We start from the raw sequence: 18286 nt of genomic DNA on the forward strand, positions 1-18286 counted from the left end.
GGCAACAGCGTTTCGAGTTTCAGGTTTCGAGTTTCGGCAAAGCCAGCTGCAACGTGAATGGTCGGCAAAGGCTTTGCCGAAACCTGAAACTCGAAGCTTTTCCTGCATTTCGTGACTCCGTGGTGAAAACGCATTTATAAAAGGGAAAAAATGAAGATTGATCTAGTCATCAAGAACGCTGCTGAAGTCGAAACTGAATGCCTCGTAGTTCCCGTTGTCGATAAAGGAGAGAAGGACAAAGCCGTAGCCTCGCTGCTGACGGCAGAAAAACCGCTGCAGGATGCCGCGCAGGAGCTGGTCACCTCTGGCGAGATCGGAGGCAAGCCGCTGGAGATGGCACTGCTCTATCGCCCGATGGGGGTGAAAGCCAAGCGTGTGCTCCTCATCGGCGGAGGCAAAGAGGGAAAATTCAGTCCCAACGATCTACGCAAAATCTCCGGAGCTGCCGCGCGGTATCTGAAGCCGAAAAACATTCGCCATCTCGCTATTGCTCTTCCGTCCAACGTTCACTTCCATGCCGACAACGCGGTTCGCGCTGCGGTGATTGGAGCGTGTATCGGCGACTTCGATCCTGATGTCTACAAGAGCGATCGCAAAGATCAGCGACTGGAATCGCTATCGATCGTCGCGCCTCCCGGCAGCGATGAAAAGCTCCTGCGCTCAGCACTGAACGAAGGACGAATCATCGGAGAATCACAGAACTTCGCGCGTGAGCTGGTCAATGAGCCGGGCAATCGCCTCACTCCAACTATCCTGGCAGAGCGCGCAAAGAAGATGTGCGCCGAAAACGGATTGGAATGCGAGGTCCTCGGTCCGAATGAAATAAAAGCCCTGAAGATGGGCGCCTTCTGGAGCGTCGCGCAAGGCTCGGACGAGCCTCCGGCGATGATCATCGTGAAGTACTCGCCTGCTGGAGCGCCGGCGCAGCCCGTTTTGGGACTTGTGGGCAAAGCGATCACTTTCGACACCGGTGGCATTTCCATCAAACCCGCGGATGGCATGGAGAAAATGAAGTACGACATGGCCGGCGGCGCAGCCATGCTCGGCGCCATGCGGGCAATCGCGCAACTTAAGCCCAAAGTCAAAGTGAATGCCGTGATCTGCGCATCGGAAAACATGCCTTCCGGCAAGGCGCAGAAACCGGGCGACGTGCAGATCGCGATGTCAGGCAAGTCCATCGAGATCATTAACACCGATGCCGAGGGCCGCCTCGTCCTCGCCGATGGTCTCACGTACGCACGTACCAAATTGGGATGCACGCACCTGATCGATGCCGCAACTTTGACCGGCGCATGTGTGGTAGCGCTCGGCATGGTCAACGCTGGCGTGTTTGCGAACGACGATGCGCTCTACGAGCGCTTCCACAAGGCGCTGCATCAGGCCGGCGAGAAGATGTGGCGCTTACCGGTCGATGACGAGTACCGTGACATGATTAAGTCCGGCATCGCCGACATCATGAATAGCGGTGGACGCTACGGCGGGGCCGTGACGGCAGCCATGTTCCTCAAGGAATTTGTCGAAGACAAGCCCTGGATTCACCTCGACATTGCGGGCACAGCCTGGGTCGACGAGGCCAAACCCTTCATCGCGAAAGGACCGTCAGGAATCGCGGTGCGGAGTCTGATCGAATTCGTGCGCAGCTTCGAAACGCACCCTGCTTAACGTCCTTTTCACCACGGAGACACGGAGTCACGGAGAAAGCCTTTTCATTTTGTCATTCCGAACCTCCTGCTGGCGGTGGTGAGGAATCCCTATTGGCTTTCGCGAGCGCTGTTTGAGTTTGTATTGTCCCAGCCTTCAATGCCTTTTAGAGTCCTGCGCGAGAGTTCATCGCGACCTCTGCTTTTGTAGTCGTCGATAGAGATTCCTCGCCGCAGAATCGGCGCTCGGAATGACAAACGAATACCGCCCCCGTGCCTCCGTGTCTCCGTGGTGAAACCGCTCCGAGCTGCTGGAGAAGCTCTGCTATACTGTGAACGGCCTCGCCACCAGTGTGCGGAAGTGGTGAAATTGGCAGACACACCATCTTGAGGGGGTGGCGCCGAAAGGCATGGGGGTTCAAGTCCCCCCTTCCGCACCATAGATTTTGCCCCGCCTTCGCAGCATCCAGTCTTTCCAGCCCGTTGAAGCTGATGGACTTACGCCTGCAGGGCCCCGAAAGGTAACTCGCTCGCAATGATGTATCTGATTCTGGCTATTCACATTGTCGTTTGCTTCTTCATCGTCATCGTCGTCCTGCTGCAGAGCGGCCAGAGTGGCGACGTGGCCGCAGCTTTCGGCGGCATGGGATCGCAGACGGCCTTCGGCCCGCGTTCGTCGGCCAATGTTCTGACGAAGGCAACCACGTGGTCCGCAGTGATCTTCATGATCACCTCGATCGTTTTGTCGGTGATGATGAGCCGTCGTCACACTGGTTCGGTGCTGGAGAACACGAAACCAACGAAGCAGACGACCGCTCCGGCGCAGCCCGGCGCGCAGTCCAAAGGCTCGAACAGCGAGCCTCAGCCAGTCACGCGGTAAGTATCGGCGTCAGTACCGTGCGTAGGTACAAGCCTTGATCCACGAGATTTTCCCCGTTGGCCTTCTCGGCTGTAACTGCTCGGTGATCGGTGACGAGAGCACACGCGAAGCGCTTGTGATCGATCCCGGCGACGAGATTGAGCGGATCCTCGCCGTCCTCAATAAGCACCAGCTCAAGCTCAAGCAGATCATCGTCACTCATGCGCACATCGACCACGTCGGCGGGGCAATGAAGCTGAAGCAGGCCACGGGCGCCCCGATTTTGCTCAACAAGAACGATTACGCGCTGCTGAAGATGTTGGATATGCAAGCAGCCTGGATTGGAACGAAACCTCCCGGCGCTGTCGAAATCGATCAGAGTGTCGGGGATCATGATTCGGTTCAGTGCGGGAAGCTCCAGGCAGTCGCAATGCACACGCCGGGTCATACGGAAGGAAGTATCTGTATCTACTTCCCTGTGGAGCAAAAGCTCATAGCCGGCGACACTCTGTTTGCGGGCAGCATTGGAAGAACTGACCTGCCCGGCGGCTCCTTCAATAAGATCATCACTTCTCTGCACGATCGCGTGCTCGCGCTGCCAGACGAAACGGTGGTCGTCCCAGGTCACGGTCCGCTCACAACGATTGGGGAAGAGCGGCAGAGCAATCCGTTTCTGGTGAAGCGCTAGGCCGAATCAGAGCCGATTCTTTTCAGAACCGCCTGCAGGCCTTCCGCGAATACAGCATTGGGCGTAATGAGACTTAGAACCAGATATCCATCGCTCTGGAAGTCATAGAAATGACCTGGATGCACAACAACTCCTGACTTCTCGATAAGTTCAATTGCGAGTTCTTCATCGGATTGGCGGACAGGTACGCGGAGCACGACGTACCATCCGCCTTCGACTCGTAAGCGCTGGATTTCAGGGCAGGTCTGCAACTGGTCATCGACAAATTCCAAATTGGAACGGACTCTTTTCGTAAGCTGCGGTTGTACCTTCGTTCTCTGATGCAGCAAGGCAGGAATTGCATGCTGCACGGGCGCGTTTTGGGAAAGATAAGTGTCCGCAATTACCTCAAGACGCTGGTGCGCCTCTCGGCGCAGCTCTTCAGGACCGCTGAGAACCATCCAGGCAACCTTCATCTGCGGAAGGCAGGAGATTTTCGATAGTCCACTGAGCGCAAACGAAAGGCACTCTCGTGAAATAGCAGCGCTCATTTCCGCTTCAGCCTCTACTTCGTAGTCAAGAAACACCTCGTCGGAAATGAGCGCCAAGTCTCGTGCAGCGCAGAAAGCCTGCAACTGACGAAGCTCCGGGTTGTGTACGAATGATCCAGTGGGATTGTTGGGATTTACGATGAGGATCGCGCGAGTTCGCTCGGTTACTGCGCCCGGCAGTCCACCGATATCGATCTGCCAACCGTGATCGTAAAAAAGGTCGTAGCGGCGAAGCCTTACGTCTTGAATGTCTGCAAGAAAATCGAAGAGCGGGTAGCTCGGGCGCGGAACCAGGACTTCATCACCGGGATCGCATAGCAGCCGAAATAGGTACGAGTACGCTTCACTTGTACTGGTGGTCAGGAAAATCTGCTCCGGTGAAACCTGATCCTCCTGCCGAATTGCGTTCGCTTTGCAGTACTCGGCGACGGCGCGACGAGCTGACAGAAGCCCCTGCGGTTGAGGATCATAGGTGAGCGACTCAACGCGATGAAGTGAGTTCATTATGGACGCAGAATCAAATTCGAATCCGCACTCGGTGGGATTGGAAATCGTCAGATCGAGCAGCTTAGTTCCACGTGCGCGAGCTGTCGTGAGAGCCCGAGAGAAGCGGTTCTGGCCCAGTTCCCATTCCGTTCTTCGCGCGAACATGGATGTTCAATGTAACATCTGAGGTCATGACTCGGTCACGCCAGCCGCGCAAGCAACAGGGAGCGAAGAATGGGCAGCAGCCAATCGATTCAAGCTTCGCTCCGGTGGTGAATGCCTTCTCCCGCCGCCGCGATGTAACTTACGGCAAGTTGATGTCTTCTTATGGATTAAAGGTGAACGGCAAAATCTTCGCTATGTTTGGGCGCGGTAAGTTCGTTGCCAAACTCCCAAAGAGCAGGGTCGACGAACTCGTAACCCAAGGTAGAGGAGAACGCTTCGATCCCGGCCATGGGCGCCTCATGAAGGAGTGGATTGCAATCGATTCAGAGCCGGGACGCTGGACGCACTTGGCAGAAGAAGCATACGAGTTCGTCAAGAAGACTGTCTCCACAACTTAACGGGTGCGACTGCGCAAAAGTAACGGAGAGCCAACCAGAGGATCTGATTCGCTCTCTCTTGATGCTGGGAATTATTTACTGAGTTGAACGGGTTTCGTGAGTTTGAAGCTGAGAGCATACTCAGCTGGGATTTCAATTTCTTTATTCCCGGTAAAAGCAGTACCCGCAGTGCCCGCTCCAGCTCCGGCGAGCGCTCCTATCGCAGCTCCTTTTCCGCCGCCGGCGAGTCCGCCGATTAGCGCTCCCAGACCGGCGCCACCGCCGATCATCGTTGCCGAACGTTTACCCTTTCCTTTTTCCGTACGAGCGACAGCAGCGGTATCGACGGGAACGTTTTGTCCGTTAATTTCGACGGAGGTCAGCCTCAGTCCGAGCATCGCTCCGCCTTTGAAGCGTCCAAGGGGATGAGCTGTCGTCACGGTGCCGGTTGCCTTTGCACCGTCGGGAATGGCGACTGAGCCGCCAACATCTACCGGACGAGCGACCGTGGCAGTGAACGTCTCGCCAGCCTGGCTCGTTTTCGAACTGAGCGCCTGACCGGTGCGAACTGTGATCACCGTGCCCGCAGGTATGGTAACGGGAGCGGGTTGTGTTGCCGCGCGCGTCTTCAGCGTCGGAGAAGGTGCTGCCGCGTTCTTACTAGTGTCCGAAGCGCTGGAAGTCTCGCCTCCGGCACCGGGCGTCGAAGTCGCGGACGGCTGGCTCGCAGGAGCAGGCTCGTTGTTGGCATTGTTTTTGTTTCCACAGGCGCTGGCGAACATCATCAACGCCGCGATCAGAGGCAGGGTGAGCTTCTTCATGTGGGGGATCACTGGCTTCTCCTCGAGGGGAACGAGAAATGATCACGCACGAAAAAATGCGTGACGAAAGCTTCGCGAACGAAGCTATCACAGATTCAGCGACGCAGGGCGCGGAGCGTCAGCGAAGTTAACCGGCGACTTCTTCTAGCTGCTTGGTATCGACATCGAAATTCGAATACACGTGTTGCACGTCGTCGTGATCTTCGAGAGCTTCGAGCAGGCGGATCATCGTGTTGGCAGCCTGGCCTTCGAGCTTGATGTAGTTCTGCGGAATCATCGAGACCTCGGCCACAGTCGTCTCCAGCCCCGCTCCTTTGACCGCGTTCAGGACACTCTCAAAGGCCGATGGATCGGTAACAATCTCCCAATCGTTGCCATCATCGCGCAGGTCGTCGCCGCCGTTTTCAAGTACAAGCGACATCAGATCGTCTTCCTTCGCTGCCGATTTGGGAACGACAATGTATCCCTTCTTGTGGAACATCCACGCAACGGAACCTGATTCGCCCAAGTTCCCACCATTCTTGGTAAAGGCGTGACGAATTTCGCTCACCGTGCGATTGCGGTTATCGGTCGTGACATCGACAAGCAGTGCCACGCCACCCGGCCCGTAGCCCTCGAACAGGATCTCTTCGTAAGTTGCGCCGGGTAGTTCGCCCGTGCCGCGCTGGACTGCGCGCTTGATATTGTCGGCCGGCATGTTCTCGGCTTTGGCAGCAGCAATAGCGGTGCGCAGACGGGGATTTCCCTCGGGATCGCCGCCGCTCTTGGCAGCCATCGTGATTTCCTTTATTAGCCGAGTAAAAATCTTGCCGCGCTTAGCGTCCAGCGCGCCCTTCTTGTGCTTAATTGTGGCCCATTTTGAGTGGCCAGACATGTGACAACCTCAAACCTTGGATTAATGCAGAGCAGCTCTCCAAATGCCCGCATCCGCATGAGAACAAACGAGAAGTATAGCACGCGGGCTCGCTGATTTTGGCGCGTGATCGTGCCTACGGATGGCGCGACGCGACCGTTAGCGGCTGATGATTTGCTTTGGCCGCCTGTGCGCGTAAATAACCGCGAGCAGCGGAGGGGCCAGCAGAACTCCCCAAAAAGGAATGACGAATCCCAGCACGATGGGCGCAAGTATCGATGCCCAGATGGGGACCCGATTGCTGCGCTTCATCAGATAAGGCTGAAGCACCAGGCCATCGATGACGGCAATGATTGCGTACAGAATGAACACGTACAGCAAATGCATCAACGCGTCTGACTTGGCGGCAAACAGCGTTGTCAGCGCCGGCCCAATAACCGCGATCAGCGGTCCGAAATTGGGAATGAACTGACAGGCCCCGCCAATCACCGCCCAGACTGGGGCCAGCGGCACGCGCAGAATCAGCAAACCGATCAACCACATCGCTGCTACCGCAGCCGCATCTTGCAGTGTGGCGATGAACCAGTTCTTCAGGGCGGAAGCCGTGGTCTGGACATGTGAGCGAAAATCCATCTTCTTGTTCATATTAGATGCCGAACTCTGCAAAGCACTTCATTTTCCATGGACCATGCGCAATGATTCGCTGCTCGGTCGCGTTTTTTATTACTTTTGCTTGAACAATTCTTGTTCGAGCCTGAGAATGTAGCGCGTCTGTTCTACTAAAACGATTGAGCGCACCCCACATGAGACTCGCTCGCATTCTCCTCTTGCTCCCTGCGTTCCTCATTTCCAGTATTTTGCCGCTAAACGCGCAATGGAAGCCGCGGAATCCTGTCACCGCCGTGCAGCAACAGGCAGACGGTGTAGTGCTGACCATGGGCACAGGCACATTGCGCATTCAGGTCTGCTCCGATTCGATCGTGCATGTGCTCTATTCGCCCACCAAAGACTTCCCCTCGCGACCGGAGTACGTGGTTGTAAAGCAGTCCTGGCCGGCGGTTGATTGGAAGCGTGAAGACAACGGCGATAAAGTCCAACTCTCCACTGCGCGCCTGCGCATCGCGGTCGACCGTACCGACGGATCGATCGCCTATAGCTCCGCCGATGGCAAGCCACTCATGAACGAGGCGAATCGGATGATGAGGCCCGTTCAGGTGAATGGAGAGAACACCTACCATGCCGAATCATTGGTGAGCATGTATGGCTCTCAAGAGGGCCTCTATGGATTGGGGCAGCACCAGGCCGGTGTCTGGAATTACCGCGGTGAGTCGGTCGATATTTCACAAGAGAACACGAACATTGCCGTTCCCTTTATGGTTTCATCGCGCGGCTATGGACTGTTTTGGAACAACGACTCGCGCAGCCGCTTCAACGATCGCTTTCTTCATTATCTGTACATCAGCTCCGAAGTTGCCGATGTAATCGACTACTACTTCTTCTATGGGCCGGAACTCGATAAACTCATCGCCGATTACCGCGAGCTGACCGGACGAGCCCCAATGTTCGGTAAATGGGCGTATGGGTTCTGGCAGTGCAAGAACCGCTATAAAACGCAAGACGAGCTGCTTGGGGTCGCAGCGAAATATCGCGAGCTGAAGATTCCCGTCGACAACATCGTGCAGGACTGGTTCTGGTGGGTGCGTAAAGGCGAGTTTGTCTTCAACAGAAACTATCCCGACCCGAAGGCAATGATCGACGAACTTCATCGCGAGAACTTCCACCTGATGATCTCCGTTTGGCCTTTCTTCGAGCCCGGCTCGTCCGAATACGACTACATGAATAAACAGGGCTGGTTCATCGACAAGTTTAAATTCGCTAAGCCGCCGTTCCACGCGGATGGCATGGCCGTTTACGATGCGTCCAATCACGAAGCGCGCAAATATTACTGGAGCTTGCTCGACAAGGGTCTCTTCAAACTCGGGGTAGACGCCTGGTGGATGGATACCACCGAGCCTGAAACCGAAGGTCAGGAAGAGAATATTCAGCTCGGACACAAGCTCGCCATCGGCAGCGGCGATCGCTACGTAAATCTCTTCCCGCTCATGACCACATCCGCCGTTTACCAGGGGCAGAGGCAAGCTTCATCAGATAAGCGCGTCTTCATTCTTTCGCGTTCCGCGTTCGCGGGCTCACAGCGCAATGCGGTCACGGCATGGTCGGGGGATGTGAACTCCACGTTTCTCAGCTTTAAACGCCAGATTCCCGCGGGACTGAACTTCGCTCTTTCTGGAATTCCTTATTGGACTACCGATATCGGCGGCTTCGTAGACGGCAATCCCGACGATCCTCAATATCGCGAGCTCTTCATCCGGTGGTTCCAATATGGGACTTTCTGCCCAATTTTCCGTGTTCATGGCACTCGAACGACGAATCAGAATGAGCTTTGGTCCTATGGTCCCGAAGCGCAGCAGATTCTCACCAGCTTTGACAATCTTCGTTATCGATTAATGCCGTACATCTACTCGCTCGCCTGGCAGGTGACTCACAACAGTTACACGATTATGCGTCCGCTGGTGATGGACTTTCCTTCAGACCAGCGCGCCATCAACGTCGGCGATCAGTTCATGTTTGGACCGGCGATCATGGTGAATCCCGTAACGGAACCAGGAGCGACCATGCGTCATCTGTACTTGCCGAAAGCGAAGTGGTACGACTTCTGGACGGGAGCCACGCAGGACGGCGGAGTGGCGATCGACAGCCCAGCACCTCTCGACAAGCTTCCGCTCTATGTGCGCGCCGGATCGATTCTGCCGATGGGCCCCGAAGTGCAATACGCTTCCGAAAAGCCCGCCGATCCAATCGAGATCAGAATCTATCCCGGAGCGAATGCTGATTTCGCAATCTACGAAGACGAAAACGACAACTACGATTACGAGAAAGGGGAGTATGCGGTCATTCCGCTGCACTGGAATGATTCGACAGGTACGCTGACGATCGGCGATCGCACGGGAAGCTTTCCTGGAATGATGTCGGCCCGATCGTTTCAAATCGTTCTGGTCCGAGAGGGACACGGCACAGGTGAGGCGTCGATCTCAGCGCCAGACAAAACAGTCCAATACTCAGGCAAGCAGGTGGCTGTTCCAGTTCGGTGATCGACGTACGATGATCCGCGCAATTGGAGAATTACACCGCTTTCCAGCTTGCACCGCCTTTTTAGATACTGTCATGCCTCGCGCAGCCGCGAATCAGATAAGGCTTGGACAATTTGATGTTTGCTGCGCGGGGCACCCGCTTTTCTGTCGGCTGCGCGGAACAGCAGGTCCCCCGCGCCGCAAGATCGCTTTGATGTAGCAGCAATGCACTTGCCTACGGCGCGAGCGAAGACAGTTCCTAAAAAGATGCGTAGAGATGATTACTTCGCAATGGCGACGCGTTCCGCGTGCAGGTGCTGCAGCACTCTCACTGATATCTGTCCACCTTGCCGCGAGGCAATTCCATCCGCAGCAGCGCGAGCCGCAGCCATCGTGGTGAGAGCAGGAATGCGCTGTGTTACGGCAGCGCGGCGAATTGCCTGCTCGTCGAACCAGGGATCCTGCCCCTGCGGCGTATTGATGATGAGTTGAATGCGCTCGCCCTTAATCAAGTCGACGACGTTCGGGCGCCCTTCCTTGACCTTGTAGACGCGCTCGACCGGCAGACCTGCACGCTCCAAGATGTTCGCCGTGCCGTGAGTCGCCACGATGTTGAAGCCAAGTTCGACAAACCGCTTTCCCAATTCGGCAAGGCCGTCCTTGTCCCGATCGGCGATGCTGATGAACACCGTTCCGCTCGTCGGCAGACTCTGGCCTGCTGAAAGCTGCGCCTTTGCAAACGCCTCTCCGAAGGTGTCGCCCACCCCCATCACCTCGCCCGTCGATTTCATTTCGGGACCGAGCACCGTGTCCACTCCGGGAAACTTGTTCCACGGGAATACTGGACTCTTCACGAAATAGCAATCGCCGGTTTCCAGATCGGTGCGTCGCTCCACATTTTCAGGCAAGAACTCGCGAAGCTTACGTCCGGTCATCAGGCGAGCAGCAATCTTTGCTAGCGGAACGCCGGTAGCTTTCGACACATATGGAACGGTTCGCGAGGCGCGTGGGTTCACTTCAAGGACGTAAACCTTATCGCGCTGAATCGCGAATTGAATGTTCATGAGCCCGATAACTTTGAGAGCGCGAGCAAGCTTGAACGTGTACTCCCGCATGGTATCGAGCAGGTGCGGTGCAATCTCCACCGCGGGCAGCACGCATGAGGAATCACCTGAATGAATTCCGGCTTCTTCGATGTGCTGCATGATTCCTGCGACTACGACGTCCTCGCCGTCGGACAGCGCATCGACATCAACTTCAACTGCAGCTTCGAGGAAGTGATCAATCAATACCGGTCGTTCCTGGGAGTATTCGACCGCTTCTTTCATGTAGCGAATCACGGAAGCATCGTCGTAGGCGATGACCATTGCGCGCCCGCCAAGCACATATGACGGACGTACCAGAACGGGATAGCCGACCGCGTTTGCGCCTTTCACTGCCTCATCGACACTCGTGGCCATGGCCCCCGGCGGCTGCGGGATTCCTAGTTCCTCGATCAGTTTGCCGAAGCGCTTGCGGTCTTCTGCCAGGTCAATCGACTCCGGAGAGGTTCCGATGATTGGCACTCCAGCAGCCTTGAGCGGCAGAGATAGATTCAGCGGAGTCTGTCCGCCAAACTGTACGATCATGGCGACGGGTGCGCCACTCGAAGCTTCGTGCTCGTACACGGCAAGCACGTCTTCCAGAGTCAGTGGCTCGAAGTAGAGCCGATCGCTGGTGTCGTAGTCAGTCGACACCGTTTCGGGATTACAGTTGATCATGATGGTCTCGTAACCATCTTCGCGCAACGCGAACGAGGCGTGGCAGCAGCAGTAATCGAATTCAATTCCCTGCCCGATGCGATTTGGCCCGCTGCCCAGAATGATGACTTTTTTCTTGCCGGTCGGAGGCGCTTCGTCCTCCTCTTCGTACGCTGAGTACAGATATGGGGTGTAGCTCTCGAACTCTGCCGCGCAGGTGTCCACCAGCTTGAATACCGGCTTTAACCCATTCTTCGCGCGGAGGTGGCGAACTTTCTCGGCCGCTCCTTTGCTGTCGCCAATCTTCCAAGAATCCGCCAGCCGCGCATCGGAGATGCCCATGCGCTTGGCTTCGCGCACAAGCTGCGGCGGGACAGAATCGATCGGATGCTTCTCGATCTCCTTCTGCATGTCAGAGATTTCTTTCATCTGCTGCAGGAACCACGGATCGATGGCGGTAATGCGCGCGAGTTCTTTGACTGTGTGTCCCTCGCGCAACGCATACCGCAGATACATCAGGCGCTCAGGATGAGGGGTGACCAGGCGCTGCATGAGCCGTCGCGGCTCGATGTCTTCTGCTGTGGCTCGCTTTCCGGTGTCGAGAGAGCGAACGCCTTTCATCAGCGCTTCTTTGAACGTGCGGCCGATCGCCATGGCCTCGCCGACCGATTTCATCTGTGGACCGAGGCCTTCTTCCGCTCCAGGAAATTTCTCGAACTGCCATTTGGGAATTTTGACGACTACATAATCAATGGTTGGCTCAAAGCATGCTGGGGTCTTGCGCGTGATGTCGTTGGGAATTTCGTCGAGTGTATAGCCGACTGCGAGGCGCGCGGCAATCTTCGCAATCGGGAATCCCGTTGCTTTCGACGCAAGGGCCGAAGAACGCGAGACGCGCGGATTCATCTCGATGACGACCATGCGTCCGTTCGTCGGATGTACTCCAAACTGAATATTCGATCCGCCGGTCTCGACGCCGATCTCGCGAATGACGCGAATCGCCGCGTCGCGCATACATTGGTATTCGCGATCCGTGAGCGTCTGGGCAGGCGCGACGGTGATCGAGTCGCCCGTGTGGACACCCATGGGATCGAAGTTCTCAATCGAGCAGACAATGATGACGTTGTCTCTCAAGTCACGCATCACCTCAAGCTCGTACTCTTTCCATCCGAGAACAGATTCCTCGATAAGAACCTCGTGAACCGGAGAGAGATCGAGTCCACGGGCAAGAATCTCCATCAACTCTTCGCGGTTGTAGGCGATGCCGCCGCCAGATCCGCCGAGCGTGAACGAAGGCCGAATGATCACCGGAAAACCAATTTTGCCGGCAAATTCGATGCCATCGCGCAGATTGTTGACGAGTGCCGATTTGGGAACATCGAGGCCGATGCGCGTCATCGCATCCTTAAACAGCAGCCGATCCTCGGCCATCTTGATCGCACGCAACTGCGCTCCGATCAGCTCGACGCCATACTTGTCGAGCACTCCCGAATCGGCGAGCTCGACAGCAAGGTTCAGAGCCGTTTGTCCGCCCACCGTCGGCAGCAGAGCAAACTTGCCACCGATCTTCATCTCCGATTCAAGGCGAATGATTTCTTCGAGGTACTCGCGAGTGAGCGGCTCGATGTAAGTACGGTCGGCCAGTTCCGGATCGGTCATGATCGTCGCCGGATTCGAGTTCGCCAGCACGACTTCGTAACCTTCGGCCTTGAGAGCTTTGCAAGCCTGTGTGCCGGAGTAATCAAACTCAGCCGATTGACCGATCACAATTGGACCGGAGCCGATGACCAGAATCTTTGATATATCGTTGCGGCGAGGCATTGGTTCTTAGCCCTTCCACTCCTGCATCATCTTCACGAAATCGCCAAACAGGTAATGCGAGTCATGCGGGCCCGGCGAGGCTTCCGGATGGTATTGGACCGTGAACAGCGGCATCGTGCGATGGCGCAAGCCTTCGAGCGTGCCATCGTTCAGATCGAAGTGCGTCATCTGGACTTCGCTTTGCTTGAGCGAGTCTGGATCGACGGCGAAATTGTGATTGTGCGCCGTGATCTCGATCTTGCCTGTTCGCTCCTGGCGCACAGGATGATTGCCACCGTGATGTCCGAACTTCAGTTTGTAGGTCTTGCCGCCGAGCGCCAGTCCAACTAACTGATGCCCCAGACAGATTCCGAAGATGGGAGTTTTGCCCGCCAGCTTGCGAATGTTCTCCTGGGCGTAGGTCACCGGTTCGGGGTCTCCGGGGCCATTCGAGAGAAAAACTCCATCGGGCTTGAGAGCCAGCACATCTTCTGCACTCGTTTCCGCGGGAACGACTGTGACGTTACACCCCTGATCAACCAGCATGCGCAGGATGTTCTGTTTGATCCCGTAGTCGTACGCGACAACGTGCAGCGCGCTCTCCGGATCGAGTTCTTTTATCTGCCGCGCCGGGTACGTCACGATCGGACCTTGGTTCCACGAGTAGCGCTGCTTCGTGCTCACCACGCGTGCGAGATCGGTTCCATCCATTTTGGGAATCGAACGCGCCTTGGCTACGAGCTTTTCCGTATCCGACTCGATCAGCGAGATCACGCCGCGCATCACGCCATGCGTGCGCAGATGGCGAACGAGCGCGCGCGAATCGATGTCGGCGATTACAGGAATGTTGAAGCGCTCGAGGTATTCATCGGCAGCCTGTTGTGAACGCCAGTTCGAGCTGATAGGCGAAAACTCGCGAACGACGAGGCCTTCAATAAACGGTCGAACAGCTTCGTTGTCTTCTGGGTTGGTACCGTAATTACCGATTTGGGGGTTGGTGAGTACTACGATCTGACCGGCATAGGAAGGATCGGTGAAGATTTCCTGGTATCCGGTGAGAGATGTATTAAAAACGACTTCCCCGTAGCACTCTGCTTTCGCTCCGTAGCCTTTGCCTCGGAAGATGCGGCCATCTTCCAGCGCAAGGATTGCTTGCACCTGTTTCTCCGGGGGTGGATTTTACCGATTCTATCACGCAACTTAGCTTCTGAGCTGCTAAGCTGCTGAGCTTCTAGCTGAATTTTTCTTCGTGAACGATTCTCGCTCGAGCATGATTCTCGCTGAACTGAGCCGAGACTCTGGCTCAGGAGCTGAGCAGCTTAGAAGCTAAGAAGCTGCTAGCGCAAAATGCCCAACTTATCCACAGGCCAGTAAACGAAGACGGCTTTTCCGTAGATATAGCTCTGATCCACTGCTCCAAAATCGCGGCTGTCATTTGATAGCGAGCGGTGATCGCCAAGCACGAAATACGAATTCGGTGGAACCGTCATTTCTGCCATCGAGCGATAGTCGAAGTATTCGCCGGGAACGTATGGTTCTTTGATTGGACGTTCGTTCACGTACACTTGCCCCTCAACGATGCGCACGCGGTCTCCTGATACTCCAATCACGCGCTTGATGTAGCTCTTCGATGGATCAAACGGATAATGGAAGACAACGATATCGCCACGTTCGATCGGCTCGAGCTTATAAACGAACTTGTTGATGAAGATGCGCTCCTGGTCCTGCAGACCCGGTAGCATGCTCGTGCCTTCGACGCGCACGGGCTGATAGAGAAACACAATGAAAAAAGCGGAGAGTCCCAGCGCGATCAGAAGATCGCGGCCCCAACTCCAAAGCAAGCGCTGGCGGCGCGACGGTTGGGCTGGAGGTTGTATCGTCGGTGGCGTGCTGGATTCAATCACAAGAGATCAGAATCAAGCTCGGGCATTACCACGGTGCCCCACTCGGTCTACTCCTCATTATAAAGACACAGTCAGTAGCCTTTTTGTTTATCCACTTCTCCCAACAGCGGCTCACCCGTGGCGTAGCGACGCAGATTCTCGCTGATGCGCTTGAAGTGCCGCTCCCAGAGCTTCTCCGTGAGAGCCGCAGTATGAGGAGTGATGAACAGGTTTTCGATTTTCCATAACGGCGAATCTGCGGGCAGAGGTTCGGTTTGGAAGACGTCCAGAGCTGCGGCTCGTATCTTGCCCTGCCGCAGAGCTCGCCCAAGCGCCTCTTCATCCACGAGCGCTCCGCGGCTAACGTTTAGAAAGGAGGCATCGCCGCGCATTTTCGCGAATGCCCGGTCATCGAAGATAGCTGCTGTTCTTGGAGTGAGCGGGGCGGCCAGGAGAACGTAGTCAGATTCGCTGAGCAACTGATCGAGTTCACCGGGTCCGAAAACGCGGTCAGCTCCTTCCGCTCCACGCTCGGGGTGCTCGCGAACGGCAATCACTCGCATGGCTAGTGCCTTCGCCAGTCTGACGCTCTCGCGTCCGATCGCGCCGAGCCCAATCACGCCCAAAGTTGCTCCCGCGATTTCTCGCGGACGCGCAAAGCTACGCCACAGGTCCTGTTGTCCCCAGCGATGCTGCTGTTGGAATTTCATCGCCCACGGCAGTCCCTTGGCGAGCCCGAGGATGAGCGCTACCGCGTGCTCGGCAACAACTGGTCCGTGGATTTCCGTCGAGTTGGTCACGCGTACATCACTCGCGACCAATTCGGGAAACATAAGCTGATGCACGGCAGCCGTTGTGGCGTGAATCCATCGCAGTTTCTTAGCCTCTTTGAATTGTTCCGGACGGAGCTGCCAGCCCACCAAGACATCGGCATCGACAAGTTTGTCTGGCAGGTCCTCGAGATTGGTGAGCTGAATGAACCGGTGCTCGGGAAAATCCTGCTGCAGACGCGGGCCGAGCCACTCCGGCGCGTTCCACAGTTCAAAGCGATGATGAATGGCCAACAGGACTTTCAACGGGAGCTGATGATGCTATGCAATATGAATAATCGCAACCATCATATTCTTCACCTCATCATCCCACAGCAACTTCGGTGGCATTGAGCTCGTGTTTAAACTTTCGAGCACGAGCACCGATGTATTGGCTAACGCATTGTCCTTTACCCACGAGAATGTACTTGTACGTAACCAGTCCTTCCAGTCCTACCGGACCTCGGGCGTGCAGTTTGCCCGTCGCGATGCCCACTTCGGCTCCGAAGCCATAGCGGTATCCATCGGAGAAACGCGTTGAGACGTTGTGAAACACTCCCGCGGAGTCAACTTCAGCCAGGAACTTTTCGGCCGTTTGTTGATCCTCGGTAATGATCGAGTCGGTGTGATGCGATCCGAAGTGGTTGATATGCGTAATTGCCTCGTCGCAGCTTTCGACCACGCGCAAGGCGAGCGTGAGGGATCCATATTCGGCGTGCCACTCGCTCTCTTTCACGAGATCGATTCCATTGCCGCAAATGGCCCGGGTGCGCTCGCAGCCTCGGACTTTCACTCCCCCGAGTTGAAGCAACTCCACCAATCTCGGAAGAAAGTCGTTTGCAATGTTGCGGTGAATGAGAACGGTTTCGACTGCGTTGCAGGTTGCGGGCGCCTGAATTTTGCTGTCGAGAATCACGGAAGTAGCCAGATCGAGATCAGCAGCAGCATCGACGCAGACGTGGCACACACCGTCTGCATGCCCAAGCACCGGAATCCGTGTATTGGCTGAGATGAAGCGGACCAGTTCTGAGCTTCCACGAGGCACCACCAGATCGATGTACTGATCCAGTTTCAAAAGCTCGCGCAGTTCTTCCCTGCTCTTCACATTAGTGAGCGCATCAGCCGGAATTCTGGCGCGTTCATATGCGCTCTTGAAAATTCCAAGGAGTATTTCAGTGGTTCGAGCGATCTCCACACCGGCTTTGATCATGAGCGCGTTACCGGACTTAAACGCGAGGGCTGACAACTGCACCACAGCGTCCGGGCGCGCTTCAACTACCGCAGCGATCACTCCGAAAGGGCACGATATTTTTGTGAGTTCCAGTCCATCGTCCAATTCGGATTGATGAAGAATTTTTCCGACTGGGTCCTCCAGACCGCTCACAGCATTCACACTTCGAGCCATCTGCGAGAGCTTCTCTTCATTGAGAGTCATGCGGGCGAGAGCAGACGAGGAGATTCCATCCTGACTAGATCCATTTCTGGCTGCAATTACATCCTGACGATTCGCTTCGAAAATGGTCTCAGCGGATTGTTCGATCTCGGCAGCAACGGCTTCAAGGACCTGCTGCTTCGCTTCTGGGGCTAATGCCGCAAGCTGGCGCGAGGACTGCTTCGCCGCGACAGCTGCGCTCTGTGGATTTGTATGAGTCATTTCACCTCCACGGAAGCGACTAACGTTCCAATCTGGTCACCACTCAAAATTCTCTCCAGAACATCTGGCGTGCGGCCGTTCGCAATTACAGCTACTGTGTGGCGTTCGCGCGTCGCATGGATTGCGGCTTTCACTTTGGCCCGCACACCACCGCGGCCATTGCGGCTTTCGCCATTCGCTTCCACGTGTTCGCCCTGGAGTTCGGAAATCAACGCTGCCTCGGGATCCTCTGGATGAAGGTCATAGACGCCATCCACATCGGTGAGAAAGACGAGCAAATCAGCATGAAGTTCGCGCGCGATCAGCGATGCGAGCATATCGTTCTCGGAGAATGCGCGGGCGGAGTCGCTTTCGACCTGGGAACCGCTGATCGCATCGTTCTCATTGAGAATTGGTAATGCTCCGGCCTCGATCAGATGCTGAAGAGTTTGGATCAGCTTTCTACTGCGGGAGGGCGTCGCGAAATCTTCGGCTGTGACCAGAATTTGACCCACGTGGATGCTGTGCGAACGGAAGGCTTGCTGATATACGGAGGTCAGAACGCTTTGCCCGGTTGCCGCACACACCGAAACCAATTGATGGGAAACTCCAAGTGCACTAGCTCCGATTCCGACCGCTCCCGAGGAGACAAGCACTACACGACATCCGCGCGAGCGTAGTCGTGCGATCGATGTCACTAATCGGTCCAATACTTCATTCGCAACCGAGCCGTCTGCGCCGATCAACACCTTGGTTCCAACTTTAACGACTATGTCATCGGCATTGGCTAATCTGTTTCGAATCGTCATTCCAATCTCCGTCTAAGCAGAAACAAAAAGGCCCACAGTCTCTGCGACCGTGGGCCTTTGGGA

Annotated in this window: 15 protein-coding genes and 1 tRNA gene; 6 read left to right on the forward strand and 10 right to left on the reverse strand. The window is 55.8% G+C overall.

What is annotated here, in order from left to right:
• The first annotated feature begins 150 nt into the window (after positions 1 to 150).
• The 4 genes from VFU50_04450 to VFU50_04465 all read left to right on the forward strand — a co-directional run bounded on the left by VFU50_04450 (position 151) and on the right by VFU50_04465 (position 3187).
• Positions 151 to 1662, forward strand: coding sequence for a leucyl aminopeptidase (locus tag VFU50_04450; protein HEU5232089.1), 1512 nt, complete (start codon positions 151 to 153; stop codon positions 1660 to 1662).
• Between the two features lie 333 nt (positions 1663 to 1995).
• Positions 1996 to 2080: transfer RNA gene (locus VFU50_04455), tRNA-Leu, on the forward strand.
• 95 nt (positions 2081 to 2175) lie between these two features.
• Positions 2176 to 2520 carry a preprotein translocase subunit SecG gene (gene secG, locus VFU50_04460; protein ID HEU5232090.1) on the forward strand — a complete coding sequence of 115 codons (345 nt, stop codon included), beginning with the start codon at positions 2176 to 2178 and terminating at the stop codon, positions 2518 to 2520.
• Positions 2521 to 2554: 34 nt separating this feature from the next.
• The gene (locus VFU50_04465; GenBank protein HEU5232091.1) at positions 2555 to 3187 is read left to right on the forward strand and encodes an MBL fold metallo-hydrolase; all 633 of its coding nucleotides are present in this window, start codon (positions 2555 to 2557) and stop codon (positions 3185 to 3187) included.
• On the opposite strand, the gene VFU50_04470 is transcribed toward VFU50_04465, so the two are convergent.
• Positions 3184 to 4368: a pyridoxal phosphate-dependent aminotransferase gene (locus VFU50_04470; protein HEU5232092.1), complete on the reverse strand. Its 1185-nt coding sequence runs from the start codon at positions 4366 to 4368 to the stop codon at positions 3184 to 3186. The genes VFU50_04465 and VFU50_04470 overlap by 4 nt on opposite strands.
• 26 nt (positions 4369 to 4394) lie before the next feature.
• Between VFU50_04470 and VFU50_04475 the strand changes: the two genes are divergently transcribed.
• The gene (locus tag VFU50_04475) at positions 4395 to 4766 is read left to right on the forward strand and encodes a hypothetical protein (protein ID HEU5232093.1); all 372 of its coding nucleotides are present in this window, start codon (positions 4395 to 4397) and stop codon (positions 4764 to 4766) included.
• A 71-nt stretch (positions 4767 to 4837) separates the two neighbouring features.
• Here the strand turns inward: VFU50_04475 and VFU50_04480 are convergent, their stop codons facing one another.
• From VFU50_04480 to VFU50_04490, 3 genes are all read right to left on the reverse strand, one after another.
• Complete coding sequence (locus VFU50_04480) at positions 4838 to 5578, reverse strand: hypothetical protein (protein HEU5232094.1); 741 nt, start codon at positions 5576 to 5578, stop codon at positions 4838 to 4840.
• Between the two features lie 115 nt (positions 5579 to 5693).
• A complete protein-coding gene (locus tag VFU50_04485) occupies positions 5694 to 6440 on the reverse strand; it encodes a YebC/PmpR family DNA-binding transcriptional regulator (GenBank protein ID HEU5232095.1) in 747 nt (248 codons plus the stop codon).
• A gap of 138 nt (positions 6441 to 6578) precedes the next feature.
• Positions 6579 to 7064 (reverse strand): AI-2E family transporter, encoded by a 486-nt coding sequence (locus VFU50_04490; GenBank protein HEU5232096.1) that lies wholly within the window; start codon positions 7062 to 7064, stop codon positions 6579 to 6581.
• Between the two features lie 158 nt (positions 7065 to 7222).
• Between VFU50_04490 and VFU50_04495 the strand changes: the two genes are divergently transcribed.
• A complete protein-coding gene (locus VFU50_04495; protein ID HEU5232097.1) occupies positions 7223 to 9571 on the forward strand; it encodes a glycoside hydrolase family 31 protein in 2349 nt (782 codons plus the stop codon).
• Between the two features lie 260 nt (positions 9572 to 9831).
• Here VFU50_04495 and carB read toward each other — a convergent pair whose 3' ends face one another.
• The 6 genes from carB to proB form a co-directional block, all read right to left on the reverse strand.
• Entirely contained in the window at positions 9832 to 13110 is a 3279-nt protein-coding gene (carB, locus tag VFU50_04500) for a carbamoyl-phosphate synthase large subunit (GenBank protein HEU5232098.1), read from the reverse strand.
• Between the two features lie 6 nt (positions 13111 to 13116).
• A complete protein-coding gene (gene carA / locus VFU50_04505; protein ID HEU5232099.1) occupies positions 13117 to 14247 on the reverse strand; it encodes a glutamine-hydrolyzing carbamoyl-phosphate synthase small subunit in 1131 nt (376 codons plus the stop codon).
• 179 nt (positions 14248 to 14426) lie between these two features.
• Complete coding sequence (gene lepB, locus VFU50_04510) at positions 14427 to 14993, reverse strand: signal peptidase I (protein ID HEU5232100.1); 567 nt, start codon at positions 14991 to 14993, stop codon at positions 14427 to 14429.
• 71 nt (positions 14994 to 15064) lie between these two features.
• Entirely contained in the window at positions 15065 to 16048 is a 984-nt protein-coding gene (locus VFU50_04515; protein ID HEU5232101.1) for a D-2-hydroxyacid dehydrogenase, read from the reverse strand.
• A gap of 58 nt (positions 16049 to 16106) precedes the next feature.
• Positions 16107 to 17435: a glutamate-5-semialdehyde dehydrogenase gene (locus VFU50_04520; protein ID HEU5232102.1), complete on the reverse strand. Its 1329-nt coding sequence runs from the start codon at positions 17433 to 17435 to the stop codon at positions 16107 to 16109.
• On the reverse strand, positions 17432 to 18223 hold the full coding sequence (gene proB / locus VFU50_04525) for a glutamate 5-kinase (protein ID HEU5232103.1): 792 nt from the start codon (positions 18221 to 18223) through the stop codon (positions 17432 to 17434). The genes VFU50_04520 and proB overlap by 4 nt, the downstream gene beginning before the upstream one ends.
• Positions 18224 to 18286 lie beyond the last annotated feature (63 nt).

The organism is Terriglobales bacterium, from assembly GCA_035764005.1.
Lineage (GTDB): Bacteria > Acidobacteriota > Terriglobia > Terriglobales > Acidobacteriaceae > Gp1-AA112.

What these genes read in the sequence shown, in the direction of transcription:
- VFU50_04475 (HEU5232093.1), top strand. Translation starts at nt 4,395, where the DNA reads ATGACTCGGTCACGCCAGCCGCGCAAGCAACAGGGAGCGAAGAATGGG.
- VFU50_04520 (HEU5232102.1), bottom strand. Translation starts at nt 17,435, where the DNA reads ATGACTCATACAAATCCACAGAGCGCAGCTGTCGCGGCGAAGCAGTCC.
- carB (HEU5232098.1), bottom strand. Translation starts at nt 13,110, where the DNA reads ATGCCTCGCCGCAACGATATATCAAAGATTCTGGTCATCGGCTCCGGT.
- VFU50_04495 (HEU5232097.1), top strand. Translation starts at nt 7,223, where the DNA reads ATGAGACTCGCTCGCATTCTCCTCTTGCTCCCTGCGTTCCTCATTTCC.
- VFU50_04490 (HEU5232096.1), bottom strand. Translation starts at nt 7,064, where the DNA reads ATGAACAAGAAGATGGATTTTCGCTCACATGTCCAGACCACGGCTTCC.
- VFU50_04450 (HEU5232089.1), top strand. Translation starts at nt 151, where the DNA reads ATGAAGATTGATCTAGTCATCAAGAACGCTGCTGAAGTCGAAACTGAA.
- VFU50_04485 (HEU5232095.1), bottom strand. Translation starts at nt 6,440, where the DNA reads ATGTCTGGCCACTCAAAATGGGCCACAATTAAGCACAAGAAGGGCGCG.
- VFU50_04470 (HEU5232092.1), bottom strand. Translation starts at nt 4,368, where the DNA reads ATGTTCGCGCGAAGAACGGAATGGGAACTGGGCCAGAACCGCTTCTCT.
- secG (HEU5232090.1), top strand. Translation starts at nt 2,176, where the DNA reads ATGATGTATCTGATTCTGGCTATTCACATTGTCGTTTGCTTCTTCATC.
- proB (HEU5232103.1), bottom strand. Translation starts at nt 18,223, where the DNA reads ATGACGATTCGAAACAGATTAGCCAATGCCGATGACATAGTCGTTAAA.